At 69.4% G+C, this 20,676-nt stretch carries 23 protein-coding genes and 1 tRNA gene; 11 read left to right on the forward strand and 13 right to left on the reverse strand.

Annotated features, from left to right (window positions below; genetic code table 11):
- Positions 1-48 precede the first annotated feature (48 nt).
- The 4 genes from ACZ3HL_RS08460 to ACZ3HL_RS08475 are packed head-to-tail and all read left to right on the forward strand — an operon-like array spanning position 49 to position 2,980.
- A complete protein-coding gene (locus ACZ3HL_RS08460) occupies positions 49-1,209 on the forward strand; it encodes an MFS transporter (protein WP_465529689.1) in 1,161 nt (386 codons plus the stop codon).
- Positions 1,210-1,218: 9 nt separating this feature from the next.
- Positions 1,219-1,380: a hypothetical protein gene (locus ACZ3HL_RS08465; RefSeq protein WP_034305716.1), complete on the forward strand. Its 162-nt coding sequence runs from the start codon at positions 1,219-1,221 to the stop codon at positions 1,378-1,380.
- Positions 1,377-1,724: a VOC family protein gene (locus ACZ3HL_RS08470; protein ID WP_465529691.1), complete on the forward strand. Its 348-nt coding sequence runs from the start codon at positions 1,377-1,379 to the stop codon at positions 1,722-1,724. The genes ACZ3HL_RS08465 and ACZ3HL_RS08470 overlap by 4 nt, the downstream gene beginning before the upstream one ends.
- On the forward strand, positions 1,721-2,980 hold the full coding sequence (locus ACZ3HL_RS08475; RefSeq protein ID WP_465529693.1) for an MFS transporter: 1,260 nt from the start codon (positions 1,721-1,723) through the stop codon (positions 2,978-2,980). Before ACZ3HL_RS08470 ends, ACZ3HL_RS08475 begins: the two co-directional genes overlap by 4 nt.
- A gap of 1 nt (position 2,981) precedes the next feature.
- Here the strand turns inward: ACZ3HL_RS08475 and aroF are convergent, their stop codons facing one another.
- Complete coding sequence (aroF, locus tag ACZ3HL_RS08480; RefSeq protein WP_465411214.1) at positions 2,982-4,031, reverse strand: 3-deoxy-7-phosphoheptulonate synthase; 1,050 nt, start codon at positions 4,029-4,031, stop codon at positions 2,982-2,984.
- 211 nt (positions 4,032-4,242) lie between these two features.
- On the opposite strand from aroF, the gene ACZ3HL_RS08485 reads away from it, so the two are divergent.
- Together ACZ3HL_RS08485 and ACZ3HL_RS08490 are read left to right on the forward strand one after the other, a co-directional pair.
- Positions 4,243-5,424 carry an acyl-CoA dehydrogenase family protein gene (locus ACZ3HL_RS08485; RefSeq protein ID WP_465530017.1) on the forward strand — a complete coding sequence of 394 codons (1,182 nt, stop codon included), beginning with the start codon at positions 4,243-4,245 and terminating at the stop codon, positions 5,422-5,424.
- A 21-nt stretch (positions 5,425-5,445) separates the two neighbouring features.
- Positions 5,446-5,862, forward strand: a complete 417-nt coding sequence (locus ACZ3HL_RS08490) for an SgcJ/EcaC family oxidoreductase (RefSeq protein WP_126736860.1) — start codon at positions 5,446-5,448, stop codon at positions 5,860-5,862.
- Positions 5,863-5,910: 48 nt separating this feature from the next.
- On the opposite strand, the gene ACZ3HL_RS08495 is transcribed toward ACZ3HL_RS08490, so the two are convergent.
- From ACZ3HL_RS08495 to glp, 5 genes are all read right to left on the reverse strand, one after another.
- Positions 5,911-6,906: a phage baseplate protein gene (locus tag ACZ3HL_RS08495; protein ID WP_465529695.1), complete on the reverse strand. Its 996-nt coding sequence runs from the start codon at positions 6,904-6,906 to the stop codon at positions 5,911-5,913.
- A 129-nt stretch (positions 6,907-7,035) separates the two neighbouring features.
- Positions 7,036-7,108, reverse strand: a tRNA-Ala gene (locus ACZ3HL_RS08500).
- A 70-nt stretch (positions 7,109-7,178) separates the two neighbouring features.
- Positions 7,179-7,994 carry a divisome protein SepX/GlpR gene (gene sepX, locus ACZ3HL_RS08505; protein ID WP_465410981.1) on the reverse strand — a complete coding sequence of 272 codons (816 nt, stop codon included), beginning with the start codon at positions 7,992-7,994 and terminating at the stop codon, positions 7,179-7,181.
- Between the two features lie 161 nt (positions 7,995-8,155).
- On the reverse strand, positions 8,156-8,827 hold the full coding sequence (locus ACZ3HL_RS08510) for a GNAT family N-acetyltransferase (RefSeq protein WP_465410982.1): 672 nt from the start codon (positions 8,825-8,827) through the stop codon (positions 8,156-8,158).
- A complete protein-coding gene (gene glp, locus ACZ3HL_RS08515) occupies positions 8,827-10,098 on the reverse strand; it encodes a molybdotransferase-like divisome protein Glp (protein ID WP_465529697.1) in 1,272 nt (423 codons plus the stop codon). The genes ACZ3HL_RS08510 and glp overlap by 1 nt, the downstream gene beginning before the upstream one ends.
- 218 nt (positions 10,099-10,316) lie before the next feature.
- Between glp and ACZ3HL_RS08520 the strand changes: the two genes are divergently transcribed.
- Entirely contained in the window at positions 10,317-10,889 is a 573-nt protein-coding gene (locus tag ACZ3HL_RS08520; RefSeq protein ID WP_465411216.1) for a 5-formyltetrahydrofolate cyclo-ligase, read from the forward strand.
- Between the two features lie 205 nt (positions 10,890-11,094).
- Positions 11,095-12,468 carry a UTP--glucose-1-phosphate uridylyltransferase gene (locus tag ACZ3HL_RS08525; RefSeq protein ID WP_465529699.1) on the forward strand — a complete coding sequence of 458 codons (1,374 nt, stop codon included), beginning with the start codon at positions 11,095-11,097 and terminating at the stop codon, positions 12,466-12,468.
- On the opposite strand, the gene ACZ3HL_RS08530 is transcribed toward ACZ3HL_RS08525, so the two are convergent.
- The 3 genes from ACZ3HL_RS08530 to ACZ3HL_RS08540 all read right to left on the reverse strand — a co-directional run bounded on the left by ACZ3HL_RS08530 (position 12,465) and on the right by ACZ3HL_RS08540 (position 14,526).
- Complete coding sequence (locus tag ACZ3HL_RS08530) at positions 12,465-13,187, reverse strand: class I SAM-dependent methyltransferase (RefSeq protein WP_465529701.1); 723 nt, start codon at positions 13,185-13,187, stop codon at positions 12,465-12,467. The two genes, ACZ3HL_RS08525 and ACZ3HL_RS08530, sit on opposite strands and share 4 nt — an antisense overlap.
- A gap of 337 nt (positions 13,188-13,524) precedes the next feature.
- Positions 13,525-13,668, reverse strand: a complete 144-nt coding sequence (locus tag ACZ3HL_RS08535; protein ID WP_465529703.1) for a hypothetical protein — start codon at positions 13,666-13,668, stop codon at positions 13,525-13,527.
- A 102-nt stretch (positions 13,669-13,770) separates the two neighbouring features.
- Positions 13,771-14,526, reverse strand: a complete 756-nt coding sequence (locus ACZ3HL_RS08540; protein ID WP_465529705.1) for a GNAT family N-acetyltransferase — start codon at positions 14,524-14,526, stop codon at positions 13,771-13,773.
- A 50-nt stretch (positions 14,527-14,576) separates the two neighbouring features.
- Between ACZ3HL_RS08540 and ACZ3HL_RS08545 the strand changes: the two genes are divergently transcribed.
- Positions 14,577-14,864: a CPCC family cysteine-rich protein gene (locus ACZ3HL_RS08545; RefSeq protein ID WP_465529707.1), complete on the forward strand. Its 288-nt coding sequence runs from the start codon at positions 14,577-14,579 to the stop codon at positions 14,862-14,864.
- Here ACZ3HL_RS08545 and ACZ3HL_RS08550 read toward each other — a convergent pair.
- A complete protein-coding gene (locus tag ACZ3HL_RS08550) occupies positions 14,861-15,595 on the reverse strand; it encodes a DUF2786 domain-containing protein (protein WP_125674159.1) in 735 nt (244 codons plus the stop codon). The genes ACZ3HL_RS08545 and ACZ3HL_RS08550 overlap by 4 nt on opposite strands.
- A 95-nt stretch (positions 15,596-15,690) precedes the next feature.
- Between ACZ3HL_RS08550 and ACZ3HL_RS08555 the strand changes: the two genes are divergently transcribed.
- On the forward strand, positions 15,691-17,124 hold the full coding sequence (locus tag ACZ3HL_RS08555; protein WP_465529709.1) for a phytoene desaturase family protein: 1,434 nt from the start codon (positions 15,691-15,693) through the stop codon (positions 17,122-17,124).
- Here ACZ3HL_RS08555 and ACZ3HL_RS08560 read toward each other — a convergent pair.
- Positions 17,112-17,669, reverse strand: a complete 558-nt coding sequence (locus tag ACZ3HL_RS08560) for a TetR/AcrR family transcriptional regulator (protein ID WP_457959783.1) — start codon at positions 17,667-17,669, stop codon at positions 17,112-17,114. The two genes, ACZ3HL_RS08555 and ACZ3HL_RS08560, sit on opposite strands and share 13 nt — an antisense overlap.
- The gene (locus ACZ3HL_RS08565) at positions 17,648-18,448 is read right to left on the reverse strand and encodes an SGNH/GDSL hydrolase family protein (RefSeq protein WP_465530019.1); all 801 of its coding nucleotides are present in this window, start codon (positions 18,446-18,448) and stop codon (positions 17,648-17,650) included. Before ACZ3HL_RS08565 ends, ACZ3HL_RS08560 begins: the two co-directional genes overlap by 22 nt.
- A 94-nt stretch (positions 18,449-18,542) precedes the next feature.
- Between ACZ3HL_RS08565 and ACZ3HL_RS08570 the strand changes: the two genes are divergently transcribed.
- The gene (locus ACZ3HL_RS08570; protein WP_465529711.1) at positions 18,543-19,130 is read left to right on the forward strand and encodes a DinB family protein; all 588 of its coding nucleotides are present in this window, start codon (positions 18,543-18,545) and stop codon (positions 19,128-19,130) included.
- On the opposite strand, the gene ACZ3HL_RS08575 is transcribed toward ACZ3HL_RS08570, so the two are convergent.
- A complete protein-coding gene (locus tag ACZ3HL_RS08575; protein ID WP_465529713.1) occupies positions 19,093-20,583 on the reverse strand; it encodes a helix-turn-helix domain-containing protein in 1,491 nt (496 codons plus the stop codon). The two genes, ACZ3HL_RS08570 and ACZ3HL_RS08575, sit on opposite strands and share 38 nt — an antisense overlap.
- Positions 20,584-20,676 lie beyond the last annotated feature (93 nt).

Consider the following 20,676-nt stretch of genomic DNA (forward strand, 5'->3'; position numbering starts at 1 on the left):
CGGCAAAGTTCTTTGCCGAAACAGCCAAAAGCTCCGGAAGCTGGCGGCATGATCGAGACGAAACGCCTTCCCGCCGGGGTCTATCTCCTGTCCTTCAGCCTGTTCGCGATGGGGAGTGCCGAGTTCCTGATGGCCGGGGTCCTGCCCTCGGCCGCCGCCGATCTCGGCGTCTCCCTGTCGTCCGCGGGCGCGCTCATCACCGCGTTCGCCCTCGGTGTCGTCATCGGCGGCCCGCCGTTCGCCGTGCTGAGCCTGAAGTGGCCGCGGCGGACGGCCCTGATGGCGACACAGGCCGTCTTCGCCGTCGCCATCGCGGTCGGCCTGCTCTCCGGCGACTACTGGATCCTGCTGGTCACCAGGTTCATCGCCGGTCTCGCCTACGCCGGTTTCTTCGCCGTGGCCGCCGTGACCGCGATCAGCTTGGTGACGCCCGACCGCAACGCCCGCGCTTCGGGTGTCGTCGTCGCCGGGCTCAGCGTCGCCATGGTGGCCGGGGGACCGGTGGGCACGCTGCTGAGCAACCTCACCGACTGGACCGGCGGCTTTTGGGGCGTCGTCGCGCTCACCGTTCTGGGTGTGGTCGCCTGTGCCGTCGGCCTGCCGGTCACCACGTCCGCGGCCCCGAGCCTGTCGGGTGAGCTGCGCGCCATGCGGACGCCGCGACTCTGGGGCGTCTTCGCGGTCACCATCCTGAGCACGGCGGCGTACATGGTGTCCTTCAACTACCTGGCGGCGATGCTCGCGGACGTCCTGCCCGCGGTCTGGATCCCCGCGGTCCTCGCGCTGTTCGGGATCGGCGCCTTCGCCGGTCTGTCGCTCGGCGGCCGCATCTCGGATCGGCGGCCGCACCACGCGCTGCTGGGCGGCGGCGCCGGCATCGCGGTCTTTTCGGTGCTGCTCGCGCTTTTCGCCACTTCCGCCGTGGTGGTCGTGCCGACGGTGTTCCTGCTGGGTGTCGCGGCCTTCGTGCTCAATCCGGCGCTCTACGGGCGGGTCTTCACGATCGCCGCTTCCGCCCCGACGCTCGCCGGCGCGACCACGGTCTCGGCCTTCCAGCTGGGGATCAGCCTCACCCCGGCCTTCGCCGCCGGGGCGCTGAACCTGGGGGCTTCGCTGACCGCCATCCCGTGGATCGGCGCGGCGCTGGCGCTGGCCACGATCCCGCTGGTGCTCCTCGACCGTTCGCGTGATCGCATGCTCACTTGCTAGCATGCGAGCATGGCTGAGGTCACCAAGCGGCAATTCAACGTCTACCTGCCGAACGACCTCATCAAGCGGGTGAAGCACGCCTCCGTCGACGCCGACGAGTCGCTCTCGTCGTTCGTCGAACGGGTGCTGGAGGAGTACCTGCTGCGGACCAGTGAGGAACGTGAGCGATGAAGGTCATGCCGATCCGCTACAGCGCGGACGTCGAAGCGATGACGCGGTTCTACGAGGCGCTCGGTCTCGGCGCCGGGCCGGTGTCGCGCCCCGGCGGATGGATCGAGATGCCCGCCGCGGGCGGGATGCTGGCCATCCACCGGTCCTCCGGCGACGACGTCGGCCGCTGTGAGCTGGCGTTCGAGGCCGAAGAACCGTTGGAGGACGTCGCGGAACGCCTGCGAGCGGCCGGGTTCGAGCCGGGGCCGCCGATGGACGAAGGCTTCGGTCACTCGATGCGCGTCCAGGACCCGGACGGGGTGTGGGTGCAGCTCAACTTGTACGACCGCGACCTCTACACGTGACCGAGACCCGGCGCGCGGGGCCGCTGTTCCTCGCGGCCGGCATCGTCGCGCTGGAGTTCGCGGCGGCCGTCACCGGTTTCGTCGCTTCCAGCCTGCTGCCGATCGTCGCCGCCGATCTCGACGCGAGGAACGACCTCGGGCTCCTGATCGCCGGCTCGACCCTGGGGTTGTTCGTCGCGCTTCCCTTGGCGAGCCGGGTTCTCGGCAGGCTGGGCCCGCGCGGCACGCTCGCCGCCGGGATGGCCGCGTATCTCGGCGGGTTGCTCCTGGCCGCGACGGCACGGACGGCGTGGATGTTCGCGCTCGGTCAGTTCGCCGCCGGGCTCGCCAGTGGCCTGCTGGCGATTTTCGGGATCAGCTCGGCGATCCGTCATCTCGACGACCGGCTGCGGATCCGCGTGGTCGTGGCGTCCTCGGCGATGTGGATCGTGCCCGCACTGGTCGGCCCGGCCGCGACGCTGGGCCTGGAACACCTCGTCGGCTGGCGGTGGACCCTGCTGCTCCCGGTGCCGTTCGTCCTTTTCGGACGGTTGCTGGTCGTGCGCGCCGCCCGCGGCGAGCCGTCCACAGAGGACGGACAGCGACCGCTCGCGAAGACGCTGACGGTACCGCTGGGAGCGGCACTCGTCGTGTTCAGCGCGGGTCACTGGCCGCTCGCGCTCGCCGGGGCGGCGATCACCGTCGCCGGGACGATCGCGATCCTGCCGCCGGGCACCGCGCGGCTCCGGCCGGGGACCCCCGCCGCGCTCGGCGCGATGGTGCTGTTCGCCATCGGGTATTTCGGCGCGGACAGTCTCATCACCGTGCTCCTGACGAGCGGGTTCCAGGTGAGCCTCGGGCAGGCGGCGATCGTGTTGAGCGCCGCCCCGCTCTGCTGGGCGGTGACGAGCCTGGTGGCCGCCAAGTTCACTTCGGCCCGCTTTCCCGTCGTCGGCCTGGGCATGACCGCTCTCGGCACCGCCGTCCTCGTCATCGGCGGTTCGTTCGCCACGGCGCTCGCCGCCTGGGCCGTCGCCGGGATCGGCGTCGGACTCGCCTACCCGGGCCTGTACATCAGAGCCACGACCACCGGTTCGAGTGGCCTCACCGCCGCTGAACTGGCGACCGCCGTCATCACCGCGGAATGCGTCGGGCAGCTGCTTGGCCGGGCCGTGGGTGGCGCTTTGAGCTCCTCCGGCACCGGTTTACTCGCCTCGTACGCGCTTTTCGCGGTCGTACTGGCGGCCGCCGCCTACGCCGCGTCGCGCCGGGAATGAATCAGCTGGCCCGAAGATGGCGCCACGGCTCGACCATCGGCCGCCTGCCCATCAGCGTGCCCAACGCGTCCAGCGCCTGCGAGAGTTCCTGCAGATCCTCGGTCACCAGCGCCTGCGGCCCGTCGCAGAGCGCCTCCTCCGGATGCGGGTGCACGTCCACGAGCACGCCGTCGGCGCCCACCGCGATCGCGGCCCGGCTCAGCGGCAGCACGAGATCGCGGCGGCCCCCGGAATGCGACGGGTCGATCATCACCGGCAGATGCGAAAGATGCTGGACCACCGGCACCGCCGAGACGTCGAGCGTGTTGCGGGTCGAGGTCTCGAAGGTCCGGATCCCGCGCTCGCACAACACGATGTCGAGACAGCCGCGCTGCGCGATGTACTCGGCCGCCATCAGCCATTCCTCGATGGTGGAGTTCATCCCGCGTTTGAGCAGCACCGGTTTCCCGGCGCGGCCAGCCGCCTGCAGCAGTCCGAAGTTCTGCATGTTCCGGGTGCCGATCTGCAGCATGTCGGCGTACTCGGCGACCATGTCGACGTCGTGCGGTGCCACCACCTCGGTGACCACCGGGAGCCCGGTCTCGCCCCGGACGTCGGCCAGGATCCGGAGCCCGCGTTCACCGAGCCCTTGGAAGGCGTACGGCGAAGTCCTGGGTTTGAAGGCGCCACCGCGCAGGAGGGTGGCGCCCGCTCTCTTGGCCATCAGCGCGGCTTCGAGGGTCTGCTCCGGCGTCTCCACCGCGCACGGCCCGGCGACCAGGGTCGTGGTGTCCGGCCCGATCGACACCCCGCCGACGACGACCGTCGACCGGCCTTCCGGCCGGTGTTCGCGGCTGACGAGCTTGTACTTCGCGGAAATCCGGGTCACCCGTGCGACGCCGGGGCGCCCGCTGAGATTCAGGGTTTCGAACAGGTCGACATCACCGATCAGCCCGATGATCGTCCTGCTCACCCCACGGCTGACGAAGGCGCTTCCACCGACGGATTCCACCTGGTCGACGATCGCCCACACCTCTTCGTCGGTGGCGTTCGGCGTCATCACGATGACCATATCCACGATCTCCTCTTTGTCGGCGGGCGAACCTGAAGTCCCTCCCGGCCGACTCATGGTCTCCGTGCCGCCGGGCACCCCACGTCCTCAAACCTGCCGCAATCGGAGAGACGTCATGGCCGCGCCCGGCTGGGATCGTCGGAACAGGTTCACGCGAGGACCGGTGTCCTCCCGCTACCAGCTCACCCGGTTCCACGGCTAGGAGGAAATGGTGTCGAACACCGAGAACCCGACTCGCGAACAGCTCGTCCAGCGGGCCACCGATCTGGTTCCGACGCTGCGGAAGCACGCGGCCTGGACGGAGGAGAACCGGCGGCTGCACGACGAGTCGATCGAGGCGATCACCGAAGCCGGTCTCTTCCGGTTGCGGGTTCCCAAACGGTACGGCGGTTTCGAAGCGGACACCCGCACCCTCGTCGAGGTCGCCGCGGAACTGGGCCGCGCCGACGCGTCCCCGGCCTGGACGACCGCGGTCAGCTGGATCACCAGCTGGATGACCGGTCTCTTCCCGGATTCGGTCCAGGACGAGGTCTTCTCCCGCTCCGACATCCGGGTGTGCGGGACGCTCAGCCCGACGGCGATCGCCGGGCCCGCCGATGGCGGCATCGTCGTCAACGGCAAGTGGGGCTTCATCAGCGGCGCGCGGCACGCCCACTGGCAGGTCGTCATCGCGGTCCTCGTCGAGGAAGGCGCGGAGCCGTACCCGGTCATGGGCGTCGTCCCCATGTCGGATCTCCTGATCGTCGACGACTGGACGACCAGTGGCCTGCGCGGCACCGGCAGCGTCAGCACGGTCGCCAAGGACCTGTTCATCCCGAGCGAGCGGATCATCAGCCTGCCGGCGGTCCTGCAGGGCCAGTACTCCTCGACGGCCAACGCCGGGCTGGAGATCTTCCGCGCGCCCCTGCTCCCGGTCGCCGCGGCGTCGTCGGTCGGCAGCGTCGTCGGCCTCGGCCGGGCCGCGAAGGAGCAGTTCCTCAAGCGCCTGCCGAACCGCAAGATCACTTACACCGCCTACGAAAGCCAGCGCGAAGCGCCGCTGACGCACCACCAGGTCGCCGACGCGACGCTGAAGCTTGACGAGGCCGAGTTCCACGCCACCCGGCTGACCTCGCTCGTCGACGGGAAGGCGGCCGACGGCACGCCGTGGAAGCTCGAGGAACGCGTCCAGGCGCGCGCCGACATGGGCGCGACGGTGAAGCTGAGCAAGGAAGCCATCGACATCTTCGCCAACGCCAGCGGCGGTTCGTCGATCTTCTCCGACGTCCCGATCCAGCGGATCGTCCGCGACATCCAGGCGGTCAACCTGCACGCGCTCATGCACCCCGACACCAACAACGAGCTGTACGGGCGCGTGCTGTGCGGGCTCGAGCCGAACACCCTCTACATCTGACGACCTTCAGGAAGGAAAGTCATGACGACCACCGAAACCGCCAAGGTCACCGACGCGGACAAGGCGGCCATCGCGGCCCTCACCCAGAAGGTCATCGCCGCTTGGGCCTACCACGACGCGGACGCGTTCGCCGACGTCTTCACCGAGGACGGCACGATGATCCTCGCCGGTAGCTTCGCCAACGGGCGCGAGGAGATCCGGGCGTTCCTCAAGGATGCCTACGCCACCAACTACAAGGGCACGCAGGTGACCGGCAAGCCCGTCAGCCTGCGCTTCCTGTCCGCGGACTCCGCGGTGCTGCTGACCCAGGGCGGCGTGCTGTACAAGGGCGAGTCCGAGGTCGCCGACCACAACGCGATCCGCGCCTCGTGGACCGTCGCCCGCCAGGACGGCGAGTGGCGGCTCGCCGCGTACCAGAACACCCCGCGCGACAAGTGACGTCCGCCCGAAGAGGCCTGTCCTTCCGGGACAGGCCTCTTCGGCGTTTCAGTCGATGAGGACGTTCTTGTAGAACAGGTTCGCGTAGCGATTGATGTTCCCCATGCTGCTGCGTGACCCGAAACCCATGTACAGCCGGGTTTCCCCGGCCAGGCTCCGGTAGATCCCGAGTCCCTCCGGCTCGCGGAACACCAGCGATTTCCCCGCCCTGGTCAGCGCGCGGCTCTTCACCGTGCCGGTGTTCATGTCGATGCAGGTGACGTAGGAGTTGATGTCGGCCGGATCCGCGTGCCCCGTACCGTCCAATGTGTACAGATACTGACCGTAGATGGTGTATCCCTGGAAGGTCACCGGCACGGTGGACAACGCGGGCTGCGCGAAATGCACCAGCGGGGAGCTGAAGTTGCCGGCCGCGGCGGAGGCGAGCGGATAGACGCTGTAAAACATCTTCCCGCCTTCGTTGCGGCGCACCGCGATCCGCTTGTTGATCGGGTCGGTGGCGCAGGTGATCGTCTTGCTGCCGGTGAGGAACTTCTTGACCGACGGCGTGCCCCCGTTGACGAACTTGAACCTGGCCAGCGCCGTCCCGCGACCGGCGCTCGTCGGTCCGTCCGAATCGCATTCCATCCAGATGTAGGAGTCGGTGCCCACCGGTTCGACGCCGATCGAAACGCCGTGCCCGGCGTTGTTGAGATGCATCGATCCCTGGATCTCGCCGGAGAAGTTGACCTGGGTGACGCACAGGTCGTCGCCGGTCCCGCCGTTGCGGGCGTTCACGATGAAGATGCGCACGTTCTGGTTGTCGAAGGCGAAACCCTGCATCACGTGATGCGACTCGTGCAGGATCTTGCTGCGGAACTCGTCATAGGACGGCTTGGTGAGGTCGAACCGCTTGGACGCCGGCATGGCGGCCGAAGCCGGCGTGGCGAACACCGCGCCCGTGCCGAGCAGTGCCGTCGTCGCGGCGAGACCACCGCCGGCGCGCAGCAGCGAACGTCGGGAGAACGGGGATCGGGCGGGATCCGGGGGCACCTGCTCGGACATGCGCGCTCGCCTTCGTCGGGTTTCAGTCCGATCGAAGGTCGTTCACGCGCGTACAAGATTCGTACAACCAGGCTGTACGAATAGCGAAAGGCCCTTCCCGATTCCCTGGGAAGGGCCTTTGACCTGCTGTGGAGCTGAGGGGAATCGAACCCCTGACCTTCTCGATGCGAACGAGACGCGCTACCAACTGCGCTACAGCCCCTGGTAAAGCTTGCCCTCATTTGAGGCTCCATGAGCTTAGCAGTGGCTCATGGAGCCCCGAACGAGGGGGGTCACTCTCCGGAGGCCCGCCGGAAAGGCCTGGTCCCGGGCTCGTCGAGCTCGTGGAAGGCCGGGTCCTCGTCGTCGAGGTCGACGACGACGGCCTGGCGCCGGAGGCGGGACATCGGGGACGGTTTGCGCTCCACGACGGCCGGGCGTTCGGTGGCGACGACCTCGATGTCCTCACGGGACTCGTGAGAATCGTGGTCTTCGTCGTCGACCGCCGGGCGGCGCGGGGCGCGGGTGCTGTTGAAGCGGGCGAGGCGGCGCTGCCGGATCTCGTTTTCGATGCGGACCTGGCGGCGCAGGTACACGAGGTAGCCGATGAGGACGGCGTCGACGACACCGTTGGCCCACCAGACCGTCGGGGTCAGGAAGCCGGCGACGACCGCGGTGGTGACCACCAGCACCAGGAGGGCGATGACGATCCGCTGCCGGAACGCGTACTTGGCGCGCGCGGCGATGTCCGCCGCCTCCGGGTCGAATCCGCCCCGGCCGGGCCGGTAGCCGGCGCCTTGGCGCTCTCTTTCGGGCCGGGCCGTGCGCGAGGGCTGGGGAAGCGGCTCGGCCTCCGGTGCCTCGTCTTCGAGGTCGGCGTCGAGCTCCGCCTCGAGTTCGGCCAGGTCGTCTTCTACCGATGGTTCCGTGTTCTCCGCCATCGCGAACTCCTCCGGTCCCTCGTGGCGTGTGCTCCCGCTCCGCACGACTCGCGCCGCCAAGGCCGAGTCCGTCGTCCGTGCGACCTGCTGGCGCTTGCGGGCGACCATGGGCACGAGAACGACGAGCCATGCCGCTGCGAGCGCGACGATGATCACCGAACTGGGCATCTCCCGTCACCTCCCCCGATCCACTGCTGTAGTCACGCTAGCCACAACAGTCACACACGCCGCGCAGACTCGCCGGTTTCGATCACGGAAAATGCATCACCAAATTAGGTGAATCTCACAGCTTGTGGTAACGCGGTCACCGGAACGCCCCGGTGACGGGGTCAAACGCGCTCCGCGAGGCCCTTCGCGACGAGCCGCGAGACCAGTCCGTCACCGGTCTCCTCCTTGGTGACGGCGTAGCAGAAATGGTCCCGCCAGCCGCCCGCGACATCGAGGTATCGCTCGAAAAGTCCCTCTTGCCGGTAGCCCGCTTTGGCGAGAACCCGCAGGCTGGGGGTGTTTTCGGGACGGACGGTCGCTTCGAGCCGGTGCAGTCCGCCGAAGTCGAAGACGTGGTCGGTGACAAGGGCGACGGCGCCGGTCGCGACGCCGCCGCGGACGATGTCCGACGACACCCAGTAGCCGATCCAGGCCGACCGGAGCGACGCCCGGATGACGTTACCCACAGTGATCTGCCCGGCGAAGCGTCCATCCACCGTGATGGTGAACGGGAGGCATTGCCCGCGCCTGGCGAGGCCGCGCAGCGCCAGCCATTGGGACGGCCACGACCAATACGCGTTGCGCTCCGGCCACGGTCCGATGCCCGTCGGTTCCCACATTTCGAGGTGTTCGCGGTCCCGCAGCCGGACGCGGCTCCAGTCGCCGGCGTCCCGCAGCCGGACCGGCCGGACGGCGAGGATCCCGGCGGGCACCCGGAGCGGGCCCAGCTTCGCGGGCCAGCCGGGATGCCTGCTCTCGATCGGATACGCGACGCCGGAAATCGGTGCGCCCATTACGCCCGCTGGGCCAGGAAGGTCACCTTGACCTGCTCGCCCGCGGCGACCTCGGTGAGGTCTTCGTCGATGTTGATCAGACAGTTCGCCTCGGCCAGTGACGCGAGCAGATGCGCGCCGGAGGTGCCGAGCGGCTGCACCAGGTACTCACCGTTGCCCTCGTCACGCAGCAGCTGGCCGCGCAGGAAACCCTTGCGTCCCTTGGTCGAGGTGATCGGGGAGAGCAGCCGCGCGCCGACGATGCGGCGGTGCGGGTTGCGGGTGCCGCGCGCGGCGCGGATCAGCGGGCGGACCAGGACCTCGAACACGACCAGCGCGCTCATCGGGTTGCCGGGGATGAGGAACGTCGGCACCGAATCGGGTCCGAGCCTGCCGAAGCCCTGCACGGAACCGGGGTGCATGGCGACGCGTGTCATGTCGATGTGGCCGAGGTCCGACAGCGCCGCGTGCACCTCGTCGCCCGCGCTTCCGCCGGCGCCGCCCGCGACGACGACGATCTCCGACATCAGCAGGCGGCCTTCGACGACCTCCCGCAGCCGTTTCGGATCGCCGGGGACGATGCCGACGCGGCTCACCTCGGCGCCCGCGTCCCGTGCGGCCGCGGACAGCGCGTAGGAGTTGACGTCGTAGACCTGTCCGACCGACGGGGTGCGGTCGATGTCGACCAGCTCGTCGCCGACGGAAACGATCGAAACCCGGGGCCGTGGGTAGACGAGGACCTTCGCCCTGCCGACCGCGGCGAGCAGGCCGACCTGGGCCGAACCGATGGTGTCGCCCTTGCGCACGGCGACGTCACCGATCTGGACGTCCTCGCCGGTCCGGCGCACGTAGCCCGCCGACGGCACGGACTTGTGGACGGTGACCTTGGCCTGGTGGCCGTCGGTGTAGGCGGTCGGGACGACGGCGTCGGCGAGCGTGGGCAGCGGCGCGCCGGTGTCGACCCGCACGGCCTGGCCGGGCTGCAAGCGCCGCGGCTGGCGGGAACCGGCGGCGATCTCGCCGACCACCGGCAGCTGCACGGGCTCCTGGCCCGCGGAGCGGACGTCGACGCTTCGTACCGCGTAGCCGTCGACGGCGGCCTGGTCGAAACCGGGCAGCGCGTGTTCGGCGACGACCTCTTCGGCGCACAGGAGGCCTTGGGCCTCGGAGATGGCGACCCGGACCGGGCGCGGGCGCACCGCGGCGTCCAGGGTGAGCGCGATCTGATCCTCGACGGAACGGAACTGTCCCGCGTCTTCGGTCTCGGCCGCTTCGGCGATGGGCTCCGTCATGACTGGGGGATCTCGATCCGTTCGTTCGACCAGGCACGCGATGAAGGCCCGTCGGTGAACTGAAGTTCACCACCGTTACCAGGAGTGATGCGGTCCGAAGCCGCGGAAATCGCCCGATCGGGCAAGCTCCTCGTGGTCCGTGCCGCCGGGGTGGTCGCTGCGCCTGTCATAGGCGTGAAGCCTAACCTGACCACGTGGGCAAGCCCGGCAATGAACACCTGAGCAAAGCGGAGTGGCGTTCCCGGATAACCGCCGAACGACGTTCGCAGGTGTCGGAAGTGCGGTCGCGGGAAGCGGTGGCGCTCGCCGCCGCGGCCGCCCGGCTGCCGGGCGAGGTCGTGTGCGCCTACGTGCCCTTCGGTACCGAACCGGGTTCGACGGCGCTGCTTGATCAACTTCTCGACCAGGGGAAACGCGTGCTGCTGCCGATCGTCCCCGACACGCCGGGGCCGCTGGAGTGGGCCGCGTTCGAGGGGCCGTCGAGTCTCGCGCCCGGCAGGCTTCGGGGACTGCTCGAACCGACCGGGCGCCGCCTCGGCCCCGACACGCTGGGAACGGCCGACCTGGTGCTGATCCCCGCGCTCGCCGTCGACGACGAAGGGGTCCGGCTCGGCCGGGGCGCCGGGTACTACGACCGGTCGCTCGCCTTCGCCGCACCGGACGCCGCGCTGATCGCCGTCGTCCGGGACGCCGAACTCGTGCGCGCGTTACCCGCGGAACCGCATGACGTCCGCATGACCGGGGTACTGACCCCGGAGCACGGCCTGGCTCCGCGACCGGTAATAGACTGACGCTTGTTCGCGGAGCTGAGACGTAGCCGGGAAAGTGACGCCGAGCGTGAACCCGCCCCGGCCGCAGGCCCCGCTATCGCGGTGGCAGGGCGCCCTGCTCGTCACCGAGACAGGTATGACGAGGCCGCGTCCTGCCGACGTCGATCGCGGTCGCGGGTTCACCAACGACACTGACGCCCCGACGCAGTGGTTCAGAAAGGGCACAATGAGCTCTGACGCGCACCTGTCCGATCAGTTCGCCGAAACGCTGTCGAAAATGCGTTCCGCGGGAGCCCACGCCATGGAGCTGGCGGCCCTGCGACGGCGTCTCGAGCAGTTGTCCGAACCCGGCGCCGGCCAATTGCCGGGAAACGAACTCGAACCGCTCGAGGACATCAGCAGGCTCGTCGAACTACCCGAGCCGGACGCCGAAGAAGCGCGCCGGGTGCTGGACCGCACCGCCGTGCTGAAGCTCAACGGCGGGCTGGGCACGAGCATGGGGCTCACCGGGCCGAAGTCGCTTTTGGAGATCAAGCCGGGCAAGACGTTCCTCGACGTCATCGCCATGCAGGTCCTTTCGACCCGCGAGAAGTACAACGCGCGGCTCCCGCTGATCCTGATGAATTCGGCGGGCACCCGCGAACCTTCGCTGGAGTTGCTGAAGAAGTATCCCGATCTCGCCGACGACGTCATCCCGGCCGACTTCCTTCAGGGCCGCGAGCCGAAGATCACCGCCGACGGCAAGCCCGCCGAGTGGCCGTCGAACCCGGAACTCGAATGGTGCCCGCCGGGACACGGCGACATCTACATCGCGCTCGCGGTGAGCGGGATGCTCGAAACGATGCTGGCGGAGGGCATCCGCTGGTGTTTCGTGTCCAACGCCGACAACCTCGGCGCGCTGCCGGACGCGCGGATCGCCGCGTGGATGGCGAAGGAGGACATCCCGTTCGCGATGGAGACGGTGCTCGGCACCGCTGCCGATCGCAAGGGCGGGCACCTCGCGCGGCGCGCGGGCCGCATCGTCCTGCGTGAATCCGCGCAGGTACCCGACGGCGACGACTCGTTCGGCGATGTCGGCAAATGGCGGTTCTACAACACCAACAACATCTGGATCGACCTCGAACGCCTGAAAGCCCTGCAGGACGCCGACCCGGCCGCGCCGCAGTTGCCGCTGATCGTGAACCGGAAGACCGTCGATCCGGCCGACGCGGCCAGCACGCCGGTGATCCAGCTCGAAACGGCGATGGGCGCGGCGATCGGCTCCGTCGAGGGCGCGCGGGCCATCGAGATCCCGCGGACCCGGTTCGCGCCGGTGAAGACCACCGACGACCTGCTCGTCGTCCGGTCCGACGCGTACGTTCTCGACGAGAGCGGGGAGATGATCCCGGAGTTCACCACCACCCCGCCGGTCGTTTCGCTGAGCAAAGAGTTCTACAAGCTCCTGCCGGACTTCGACGCGCGTATCCCTTCGGCGCCTTCGCTGAAGGAGTGCACGAGCCTCGCCGTGGACGGTGACGTCACCTTCGGAAAGGGTGTCGTCGTGCGTGGCGACGTGAAGATCACCGGACCGAAAACAGTTCCGGACGGCGAAGTCCTCTAGTCCCGCTGGGCGATGAACACGTACTCGCGTCCTGGACGATCCGGGGCGTCCCGGACGTCCAGGACGCGAAAACCGTGCTCCGCCAGCAAAGCTTCCAGTTCTTCGCGTTCGCGGAACCACAGGGTCGAGTCCGAGGTGACGACCTCGCCGTCGGAGAACCGGTAGCTGTACCGGAACGACACGAACGGGAGGTTCACCTCGGTGACCTCACGCCACTGCTCGACCTCGCCGACGCCCGGGACGTCGATGACCTCGTGGGCCGTGTCGGCGGCCCAGTCCTCCCACGCGCGGCGACCGGGGCGCCGGATCTCGAAGACCAGGCGACCGCCCGGCACCAGTGCGGTGCGGATGCCTTCGAGTGTCCGGCGCCATTCGTCGTCGGTCAGGAAGACCTGGGCCACGTTCCCGGTCATCACCGCGAGATCGGCCCTGGCGTCACCCGCCGCTTTCGCGTCGCCGCGGATCCAGGTGATCTTCCCTTCCGGATCTTTGGCCTTCGCCACCTCCAGTGACGCCTTCGCGGGATCGACCCCCACGACCTCGATCCCGCGCGCGGCGAGGAGGACGGCCAGGCAGCCGGTGCCGCAGCCGACGTCGAGCACTCTCTTCGCCCCGAGCTCGCCGATGATGGCGAGGTAGTGCTCCAGATCGTCGCGGGTGCCGTCGAAGGCGTCGTAGATCGGAGCGAGCCGGGCGTGGGCGAAGAGCTCGTCAGGCATTCGGCGACGATAGTTCCGGGACGCGTTCGCAGGCCACGGATTTACGGTCGCGCCGCCACGCCCGTTCCCCGATCGACGCCCGCCATCTTGTACTCGATGGCGCTCAGCGTGATGAAGACGCTGAACACGCCGACCATGATCGTTCCTGCTCGCGCGCGAGCGCGCCCCTGGCCCGGATGGTCGCGCCGAACTGCCACACGACCACCGTGATGACCACGGTGAGGAACACGGAAATGCCGATCAGCCCGGCGACCTCCTGCCCTTGATACCAGTTCGCGCTCGTTCCCCCTCGTCATCCGGTGCCGGTGTGCTCGGGGTTCCACCTCGTAGAACTTCATCACCTCCCGTCCTCCGACAGCTCCGAGGTGGCCGAAACGAGCCCGGCCGCCTCCAGTTCGCGCAGGCGGAGCTGCGACAGCGCCCGGCTGATGCCGAGCTCTCGCGCCAGCTGGCTGACATACGCGCGTTCCGCGCGCAGCACCGCGACGATCCGCAGCCGGTGTGGATTCGTCAGCGCCCCAGCAGTTCGTCGCCGGACGGTCCGGTGGCGGTCATGCCGAGCACCTGCACATGCCAGAGCGATCTAGGAGGCGCCGACTCCGGCCACCAGGTGCTCGAGCCAGACGTTCGGTTCGGTGTAGACGCCGACGTCCAGCGCCGAGGAGGCGAGCACCGGCGCGATCCCGCCCGGCACGGCCGTGAGGCCGTCCCGGAGTTCGACGCCGGCCCACGCCTTCCACTGGGCGAAGGTGCCGGTGACCGTCATCGCGAACGGCGCCACTTTCCGGAATTGGGCGCCGAGCCGCTCATGCGTGCGCAGCCACGGATCCTCCGGCAGCCCGTCCGCGCGACGGCGGGCGACGTAGTCCTCAAAGGACAGTTCCGGTTCGTTCTCCTTCCCGGCCGGGCGGACCGGCACGACGAGCTTGCGCATACCTGTTTCCGAGGCGCGCTTCTTCAACGCTTCCAATGCTTTTGTGGCCAGGCCGCCACCACGGCGGCCTGGCGCGACCATCACTTCGAGTGCGATCAGGGTGTTCGTCTCACGGGCGCTCAGCAGATCTTCCGCGGCCCAGATCAGGGCGGCGTCCCAGCCGTGGTCCGGCAGTTCCGGGCGTTCGGCCGTCGGGAAGCCGACCGGGACGGCGGCGGTTCTCGCCACGGGTGCGCCGTCTTCCAGCAGTACGAGGAAGTATTCCGGCCAGCGGGCGGCCAGATGGGACGACTTCGCCAGCAGGCCTGCCAGGCCGTGCTGGAGGAATTCGCCGCCGACACCGCCGAGTGCGAGCGCGGGTTCACGCAAATCGGGCCGGGTGGCCAGGTCTTCGATCACGATCATGTCCTCAGTAGACCCGAGGACACGCGATTCTCACGAGGTGGATTTCCGTCATGCGAGAAGAGCGAGGGCCAGGCGACGGTGGGCACGCCTGCCCTTGCTGTGGCTATCTCACGGTGGGCGAGCTCGGCGCGTATGAGGTCTGCCCTGTCTGCTTCTGGGAGGACGACGGGCAGGATGATCATAACGCGAACGTCGTCCGAGGCGGGCCTAACGGGCGCCTGTCGCTCACGGTGGCTCGGCTGAACTTCGAACTTCACGGTGCCTGCGAAGAGGCGCATATCCACAATGTCCGGCCGCCGAAACCGGACGAGATCCCTCCCGGCGGGAAGGACGGCTAGCGCACGGGCAGCGCGCGGCGCCGTCCGGTGATGCCGGTGGTGTTCAGGTTGGCGCGCTCGCCGGCGGAATGCCCGTCGAGGTAGCCGCTGCCGGACAACCGCCTCGGCGGCGCCGAGCGCAGATCTCCATATTGCTCATCGTACGCCTGCTTGACCATCGCCGTCCGGTCCTGGATCACCAGCTCGGCCGAGCGGTGACCGGCGGCGGCCGTATGGGTCCGGGCGGCGGTGTCTTCACTGTTGCGGAGCCGTTCGTAGACCGCGCCGGAGAACCCGTGCAGCCAGGTTCGCCGGTACGCGGCCAGCGATTCGCCCGCGAAGACCCGGTTCTCCGGGCGGACTCGGGTCAGCTGGGTGGTCGCCTGCAGCAGCAGGCTCGTGTACAGCAGCTCCGTGCGTTCCAGATCGGAACGGAAACCGAACACGGTCACCGCGGTGACCGACTGGCCGAGCCGGTGCAGCAGGGCCCGGCAGCGCAGCGGATGCGCGATGTTCGTGAGCAGTCCCGCCTTGTCCCGGCTGTACGGGTTGTCGAGCGGGATCATGATCTGGGTGATCTCGTCCGCGGTCGCCCCGGAGGCGGCCAGCAGCGCCTGATCGATGCCGTACCGGGCGATCAGTTCGGCGGCCTTGGTGTTGTACGACTCGGCTTCGGCCTCGGTGACCGCCGGGTCCTCCGCCTTCGCGAGGAGTTTCCGGACGCGCGCGAGCAGCGTGTCATGGTCGGGCATGGCCCTCCTTCCTGATTGGGTTGGAGCGGATCAATCTAGGAGAGAGGTCCGACAATATTCGGGTGAGCTGTCGCCGATCCCGGCAAGGGGGCACTATGGCGGTCGACGTGTCGGTGGTCGGTTCCGGCCCGAACGGCCTCGCGGCGGCGGTCCTGCTGGTCAGAGCGGGGCTGACGGTCGAAGTGCACGAGGCCGCGGACGAGATCGGCGGCGGGACACGCACGGCTTCGCTGTTCGAAGACGAGGTCCGCCACGACATCTGCGCCACCGGGCATCCGCTGGCCGCGGCGTCCCCGTTCTTCCGCTGGTTCGATCTGGCCGCGCACGGTGTCGATCTCCTGCGGCCGGAGATCGCGTACGCGCATCCTCTGGACGGCGGCCGGGCCGGTCTCGCTTACGAAGAGCTCGACCGGACCTGTGACGCACTCGGTGCGGACGGGCCGCGGTGGCGCCGTCTGCTGGGCCCGCTGGCCGAACACAGCCGCGAGCTGGCGGGACTGCTGCTCGGGGATCTTCGCCATCCTCCCCGTGACCCTCGGGTCGCCGCCCTGCTCCCGGCCAGGATCGCGATGCTCGCCGCCGGTCTGGAGCGGCGCCTGTTCACCGGCCCGGAGGCGCCGGCTCTTCTCGCCGGAGTCTCCGCGCACGTGATGGGCCGTCAACCCTCGCTCGCCGCGGCAGGCGCGACACTTCTGCTCAGCCACCTGGCGCACTCGACCGGCTGGCCGATCGCCCGCGGCGGCAGTCAGACCATCACCGAGGCGCTCGCCGCCGACGTCCGCGCGCAGGGCGGGCGGATCCACACCGGCAGCCGGATCACCGATCTGCGGCAACTCGCGAAGTCGCGCACGGTGATCCTCGACGTCGCCCCGCGCGGTTTCCTCGAAATCGCCCGCGATCTGCTGCCGCCGCGATACCGGAAGGCGCTGGAGTCCTATCGCTACGGACCCGGTGTGGCGAAGGTGGATTTCCTGGTTTCCGAACCGGTTCCGTGGGCGGCTCCGGAGGTCGGCAAGGCGGGCACGGTCCATCTCGGAGGCACGCGGGACGAGGTGTACGCCGCCGAAAACGCCGTCGCGCGCGGGGAGGACCCGGACGACCGGTTCGTGCTCGTTTCGGATCCGATGACGCTCGACCCGTCCCGAGGGCTGCCGGGGAAACGGCCGGTGTGGGCGTATTGCCATGTGCCACAAGGGGATCCGCGAGACGCCACGGAGCTGGTCCGGCGGCGGATCGAACGGTTCGCACCAGGATTCTCCGACACGGTCCTGGCGAGCCGTTGTCTCACCGCTCCGGAACTCGAGGCCTACAACGCGAACTATCCCGGCGGTGACGTCGCCGCCGGGGCGGTGGATCTGCGGCAGGTGCTCGGACGGCCGGTCGCCCGGTGGAACACGCATCGGACCCCGCTCGACGGAGTCTTCCTGTGTTCGGCGGCGACGGCGCCAGGGCCAGGTGTGCACGGGATGGGTGGCTGGCATGCGGCGAAAGCCGTACTGGGCAAGGACTTCCCGGTTCAGCCGAGATAGGCGTCGAGGGTGACGGCCAACGCCCTTTCCGGTGACGGCGCGAAGCTCGCACCGGCCAGCCCGCCCCAGAGCCACAGCTGGGCGAGACCGTGCAGCGACGCCCACAGCGAGGACGCGAGCAGTCGCGGATCGGTCGCGGGATGCCAGCCTCCTTCCTGCAGTTCGGCGACCATTCCGGCGAAGAAGTCGAACACCGCGCTGCTCACCCGCGTGAGTTCGGGATCGTCCGCGTCGATGAGGTCGCGGCGGAACATCAGCTCGAACATCGCCGGATTGGCCAGCGCGAAATCGAGGTAGCCGTGGCAGGCCGCGATGAGCCGTTCGCGCGGTGTCCCGTCCGGCAGGCCGGTGCCGCGATCGAGCAGTTCGGTGTAGCCGCGAGTGGCGACCGCCGAGAGCAGAGCAGCGCGGCCGGGGAAATGCCGCAGCGGCGCACCGTGCGAAACGCCGGCGGCCTTGGCTATCCCGCGCAGCGTCACGGCGCCGACGCCCTCTTCGGCCAGCAGGTTCGCCGCCGTGTCGATCAGGCGGGTTCGGGCGCCCACGACCGGGTCTCCTCGTGGACGGGCAGGAGTTCGGGACGCTTCGGCAGGAAACCGTCGCCCGGCTGGCGGCCGATGAGCCGGTTGCGGAAGCGGGTGCCCGCGACCGGGAGGACCTCCCGCGTCAGCCAGCGCAGATCCGCGCGCAGGCCGGGGCGTCCCGCCGATCCGGGCAGCGGGGCGAGCCAGGCCGGATCGTGGGAGACGCCGAGCTTGCCGAGGACGTGCCCGGCCAGGCGTCGATGGCCATGCTCGGACAGGTGCAGCCGATCCGGGCCGAAGTAGCGGGAATCGTGCGCGGCGTCGTCCGGCCAGAGGTCGACGAGGGTCGCGCCGTAGCTGACGGACGCCTCGCGGACGGCGTCGTTCAGCGCGACGAGGCGCGGGCGCATGCGGCGGCCCATCGGCATACGGTGGGAGATGTCGCTGAGGGTGAAGGTGACGACCTTCGGCGCGATCTCGGTGCAGGCGCGGACGGCCGTGTCGACGCGGCGGGCGACCGCGCGCGCGTCCCAGCCTCGGCTCATCACGTCGTTGCCGCCGCCGAACAACGCGATCAGGTCCGGCTGGAGCCTGCTCGCCGCCGGGGTCTGTTCGGCGTGGATCTGGTCGAGCCTGCGCCCGCGGACCGCGAGATTGGCGTAGCGGAAACCGGGCTCGTCCTCGGCGAGACGGGCCGCGACGAAGTCGGCCCAGCCGCGGTAGAAGCCGCCCGACGGATGCGGATCGGCCAGCCCTTCGGCGCAGCTGTCGCCGAGCGCGACGAAACGTTGGTAGCCCATCCAGATCTCCGTAACCACGAGTTCACCTTGTAGACACTGTCTATCAAACTCATGTAGACGCTGTCTACTCGCCGGGACCTGGCAGGCTCGGGTCATGGCCGATGACGTCGCGAAAGAGTGTTTGCACGGCGAACTGCGAGAGGTCCGCGAGGTTCTGGTCCGGAAGCTCGAAGGGCTGGGCGACTACGAGATCCGCCGTCCCCTGACCCGGACCGGAACCAACCTGCTCGGTCTGGTCAAACACCTGGCGCTCTGGGAAACCCGGTACTTCGGCGAGGTCTTCCACCGGCCGTTTCCCGAATCCCTGCCGCGTTGGGATGACCTCGAACAGCGTGGCGCCGACCTGTGGGTCACCGAGCACGAGACCCGTGAGGAGATCGTCGACCGCTATCGGCGCGCCTGGGCCCACTCCGACGCGACGATCGCGGCGCTGGCCCTCGATTCGCCCGGTCACGTTCCCTGGTGGCCGCGTCCACGGGTGACACTGGCCGGCGTCCTGATCCACATGCTCACCGAAACCAGCCGTCACGCCGGGCACGCCGACATCCTGCGCGAACAACTGGACGGCTCGACCGACGCCGCCACCGCGCAGCGCGACGAGGGCTTCTGGGAAGCCCGTCGCGATCGGATCGAGCGAGCAGCCGTCAAGTACGCCCGGACAGGACGCGGGCTCGATGAGTGAAGGTGACAGCGCGTCGCGGATCGCCGTCCGGGAGGACCCGGCACAGCGCGTCGACGATCTCCAGGTCGTCGGCTCCGCCCGGGGTCTCCCAGTACGACCACAGCGCCGTGGCGTCCCCGCTGCCGAGCACGACCCGGCGGACCGACGCGGTGACCGACTCACGCTCCTCGCGCACGGCGGGCGATTCCGATTCGGGCAGTAGCGGACCGCGGAACGCGTTCGCGGCCCCGGTGACATCGCCCCGTTTGAGCGCCGCTCGGACGCGCAGGAAATCGGCGTCGACCTCGGCGGAAAGCCGGTACGGCCGGGTCTGCACGATGTCGGAGCCGAGCTGCGTCCGGAGCCGGTGGATCTCCGCGCGGACGGTCACCGGGTTGCCGCTCTCGCCGTAGAGCAGCAGGGCCAGCCGCTCCGCCGAGAGGCCGCCTGGATGCAGCGCGAGCAGCGTGAGGATCTCCGCGTGCCGCAAGGTGAACGGCACGTCGCGACCGTCCACTGTGGTCGATGGCGGCCCGTCGGTGAGGAATTCCAGCGCGAGCCGCGGACGCCTCGGCGGGACCCGGTTCCGCAGGCGCAGCAGGTAACCCTCGCTCAACGGTTCCACCGTGCCGAGCCGTCCGTCGGGCAGGGTGACCGCGCCGCCGCCCGGCCGGATGTCCACAGTGGAGGGAAGATCGCCGCAGGCTTCGGCCGCCAGCACACGTCCCTTCGCGGAAAGCAGGGCGCCCGGCGCGCCGCGCAACGCTTCCAGGTGAGTCATGTTCGCCGCGCGCAGCCGCTCGTCGCGTATCGCGAGCCGGGTGCGCAACTGGCCTTCGGCGAGCTGCGCGGCCGCCGTGACCAGCGCGAGCATCGCGGGATGGACCGTGCGCAGCGGGCCGCTGACGTCGATCGACCCGAGCAGCGCGCCGGACTCCGGGTCGCGCACGGGCGCGGCCGCGCAGGTCCAGCCGTGATAGGTGCGCACGAGGTGCTCGGCCGAGTAGATCTGCACCGGTTCCCCGGTGGCGAGCGTGGTGCCCATCGCGTTCGTCCCGATGACGTCTTCACTCCACCGGGTGCCTTCGGCGAGCATCACGCCGTCCGCGCGCCGCAGCACGCCCGCCGCGCCCTCGCGCCACAGGATGTGCCCGGCCGCGTCGGTCACGATCATCATGTGCTCGGCGTCGTCGGCGATGCTCACCAGCGTCTGCCGCAGGATCGGCAGCACCGGCGCCAGCGGATGCTCCTCCCGCAGGCCGCTCACCTCGCCGGAGTCGTAGACCAGCGGCGCGACGCCCTTGTCCGGGTCGACGCGCGCGGCGAGCGAGCGATTCCACGAAGCCGACACGATCGACCTGGGGGAACGCGGCGCGGGAACCCCGGAGAGGACGGCGTCATGGACGTCCTTCAGCAGCCGCGCGTACGCCTGAGGGTCACGCGGCGACGCTTCACCTCCGGGCAGCTCCGCCACGTTTCCGAGGATAGGTGACCGCGCTCACTTCGTTGCAACGTGCGTGCAACCTCACCGGCCCTAGCTTCGCCGTCATCCGTCACCCGAGCGATG

The sequence above is a fragment of the Amycolatopsis sp. NPDC000009 genome (assembly GCF_055563465.1).

Coding starts and splice junctions, on each gene's coding strand:
- ACZ3HL_RS08460 (WP_465529689.1), top strand. CDS start 49: ATGATCGAGACGAAACGCCTTCCCGCCGGGGTCTATCTCCTGTCCTTC.
- ACZ3HL_RS08465 (WP_034305716.1), top strand. CDS start 1,219: ATGGCTGAGGTCACCAAGCGGCAATTCAACGTCTACCTGCCGAACGAC.
- ACZ3HL_RS08470 (WP_465529691.1), top strand. CDS start 1,377: ATGAAGGTCATGCCGATCCGCTACAGCGCGGACGTCGAAGCGATGACG.
- aroF (WP_465411214.1), bottom strand. CDS start 4,031: ATGGTCATCGTGATGACGCCGAACGCCACCGACGAAGAGGTGTGGGCG.
- ACZ3HL_RS08490 (WP_126736860.1), top strand. CDS start 5,446: ATGACGACCACCGAAACCGCCAAGGTCACCGACGCGGACAAGGCGGCC.
- ACZ3HL_RS08495 (WP_465529695.1), bottom strand. CDS start 6,906: ATGTCCGAGCAGGTGCCCCCGGATCCCGCCCGATCCCCGTTCTCCCGA.
- sepX (WP_465410981.1), bottom strand. CDS start 7,994: ATGCCCAGTTCGGTGATCATCGTCGCGCTCGCAGCGGCATGGCTCGTC.
- ACZ3HL_RS08510 (WP_465410982.1), bottom strand. CDS start 8,827: ATGGGCGCACCGATTTCCGGCGTCGCGTATCCGATCGAGAGCAGGCAT.
- glp (WP_465529697.1), bottom strand. CDS start 10,098: ATGACGGAGCCCATCGCCGAAGCGGCCGAGACCGAAGACGCGGGACAG.
- ACZ3HL_RS08525 (WP_465529699.1), top strand. CDS start 11,095: ATGAGCTCTGACGCGCACCTGTCCGATCAGTTCGCCGAAACGCTGTCG.
- ACZ3HL_RS08530 (WP_465529701.1), bottom strand. CDS start 13,187: ATGCCTGACGAGCTCTTCGCCCACGCCCGGCTCGCTCCGATCTACGAC.
- ACZ3HL_RS08540 (WP_465529705.1), bottom strand. CDS start 14,526: ATGATCGTGATCGAAGACCTGGCCACCCGGCCCGATTTGCGTGAACCC.
- ACZ3HL_RS08545 (WP_465529707.1), top strand. CDS start 14,577: ATGCGAGAAGAGCGAGGGCCAGGCGACGGTGGGCACGCCTGCCCTTGC.
- ACZ3HL_RS08550 (WP_125674159.1), bottom strand. CDS start 15,595: ATGCCCGACCATGACACGCTGCTCGCGCGCGTCCGGAAACTCCTCGCG.
- ACZ3HL_RS08555 (WP_465529709.1), top strand. CDS start 15,691: ATGGCGGTCGACGTGTCGGTGGTCGGTTCCGGCCCGAACGGCCTCGCG.
- ACZ3HL_RS08565 (WP_465530019.1), bottom strand. CDS start 18,448: ATGGGCTACCAACGTTTCGTCGCGCTCGGCGACAGCTGCGCCGAAGGG.
- ACZ3HL_RS08570 (WP_465529711.1), top strand. CDS start 18,543: ATGGCCGATGACGTCGCGAAAGAGTGTTTGCACGGCGAACTGCGAGAG.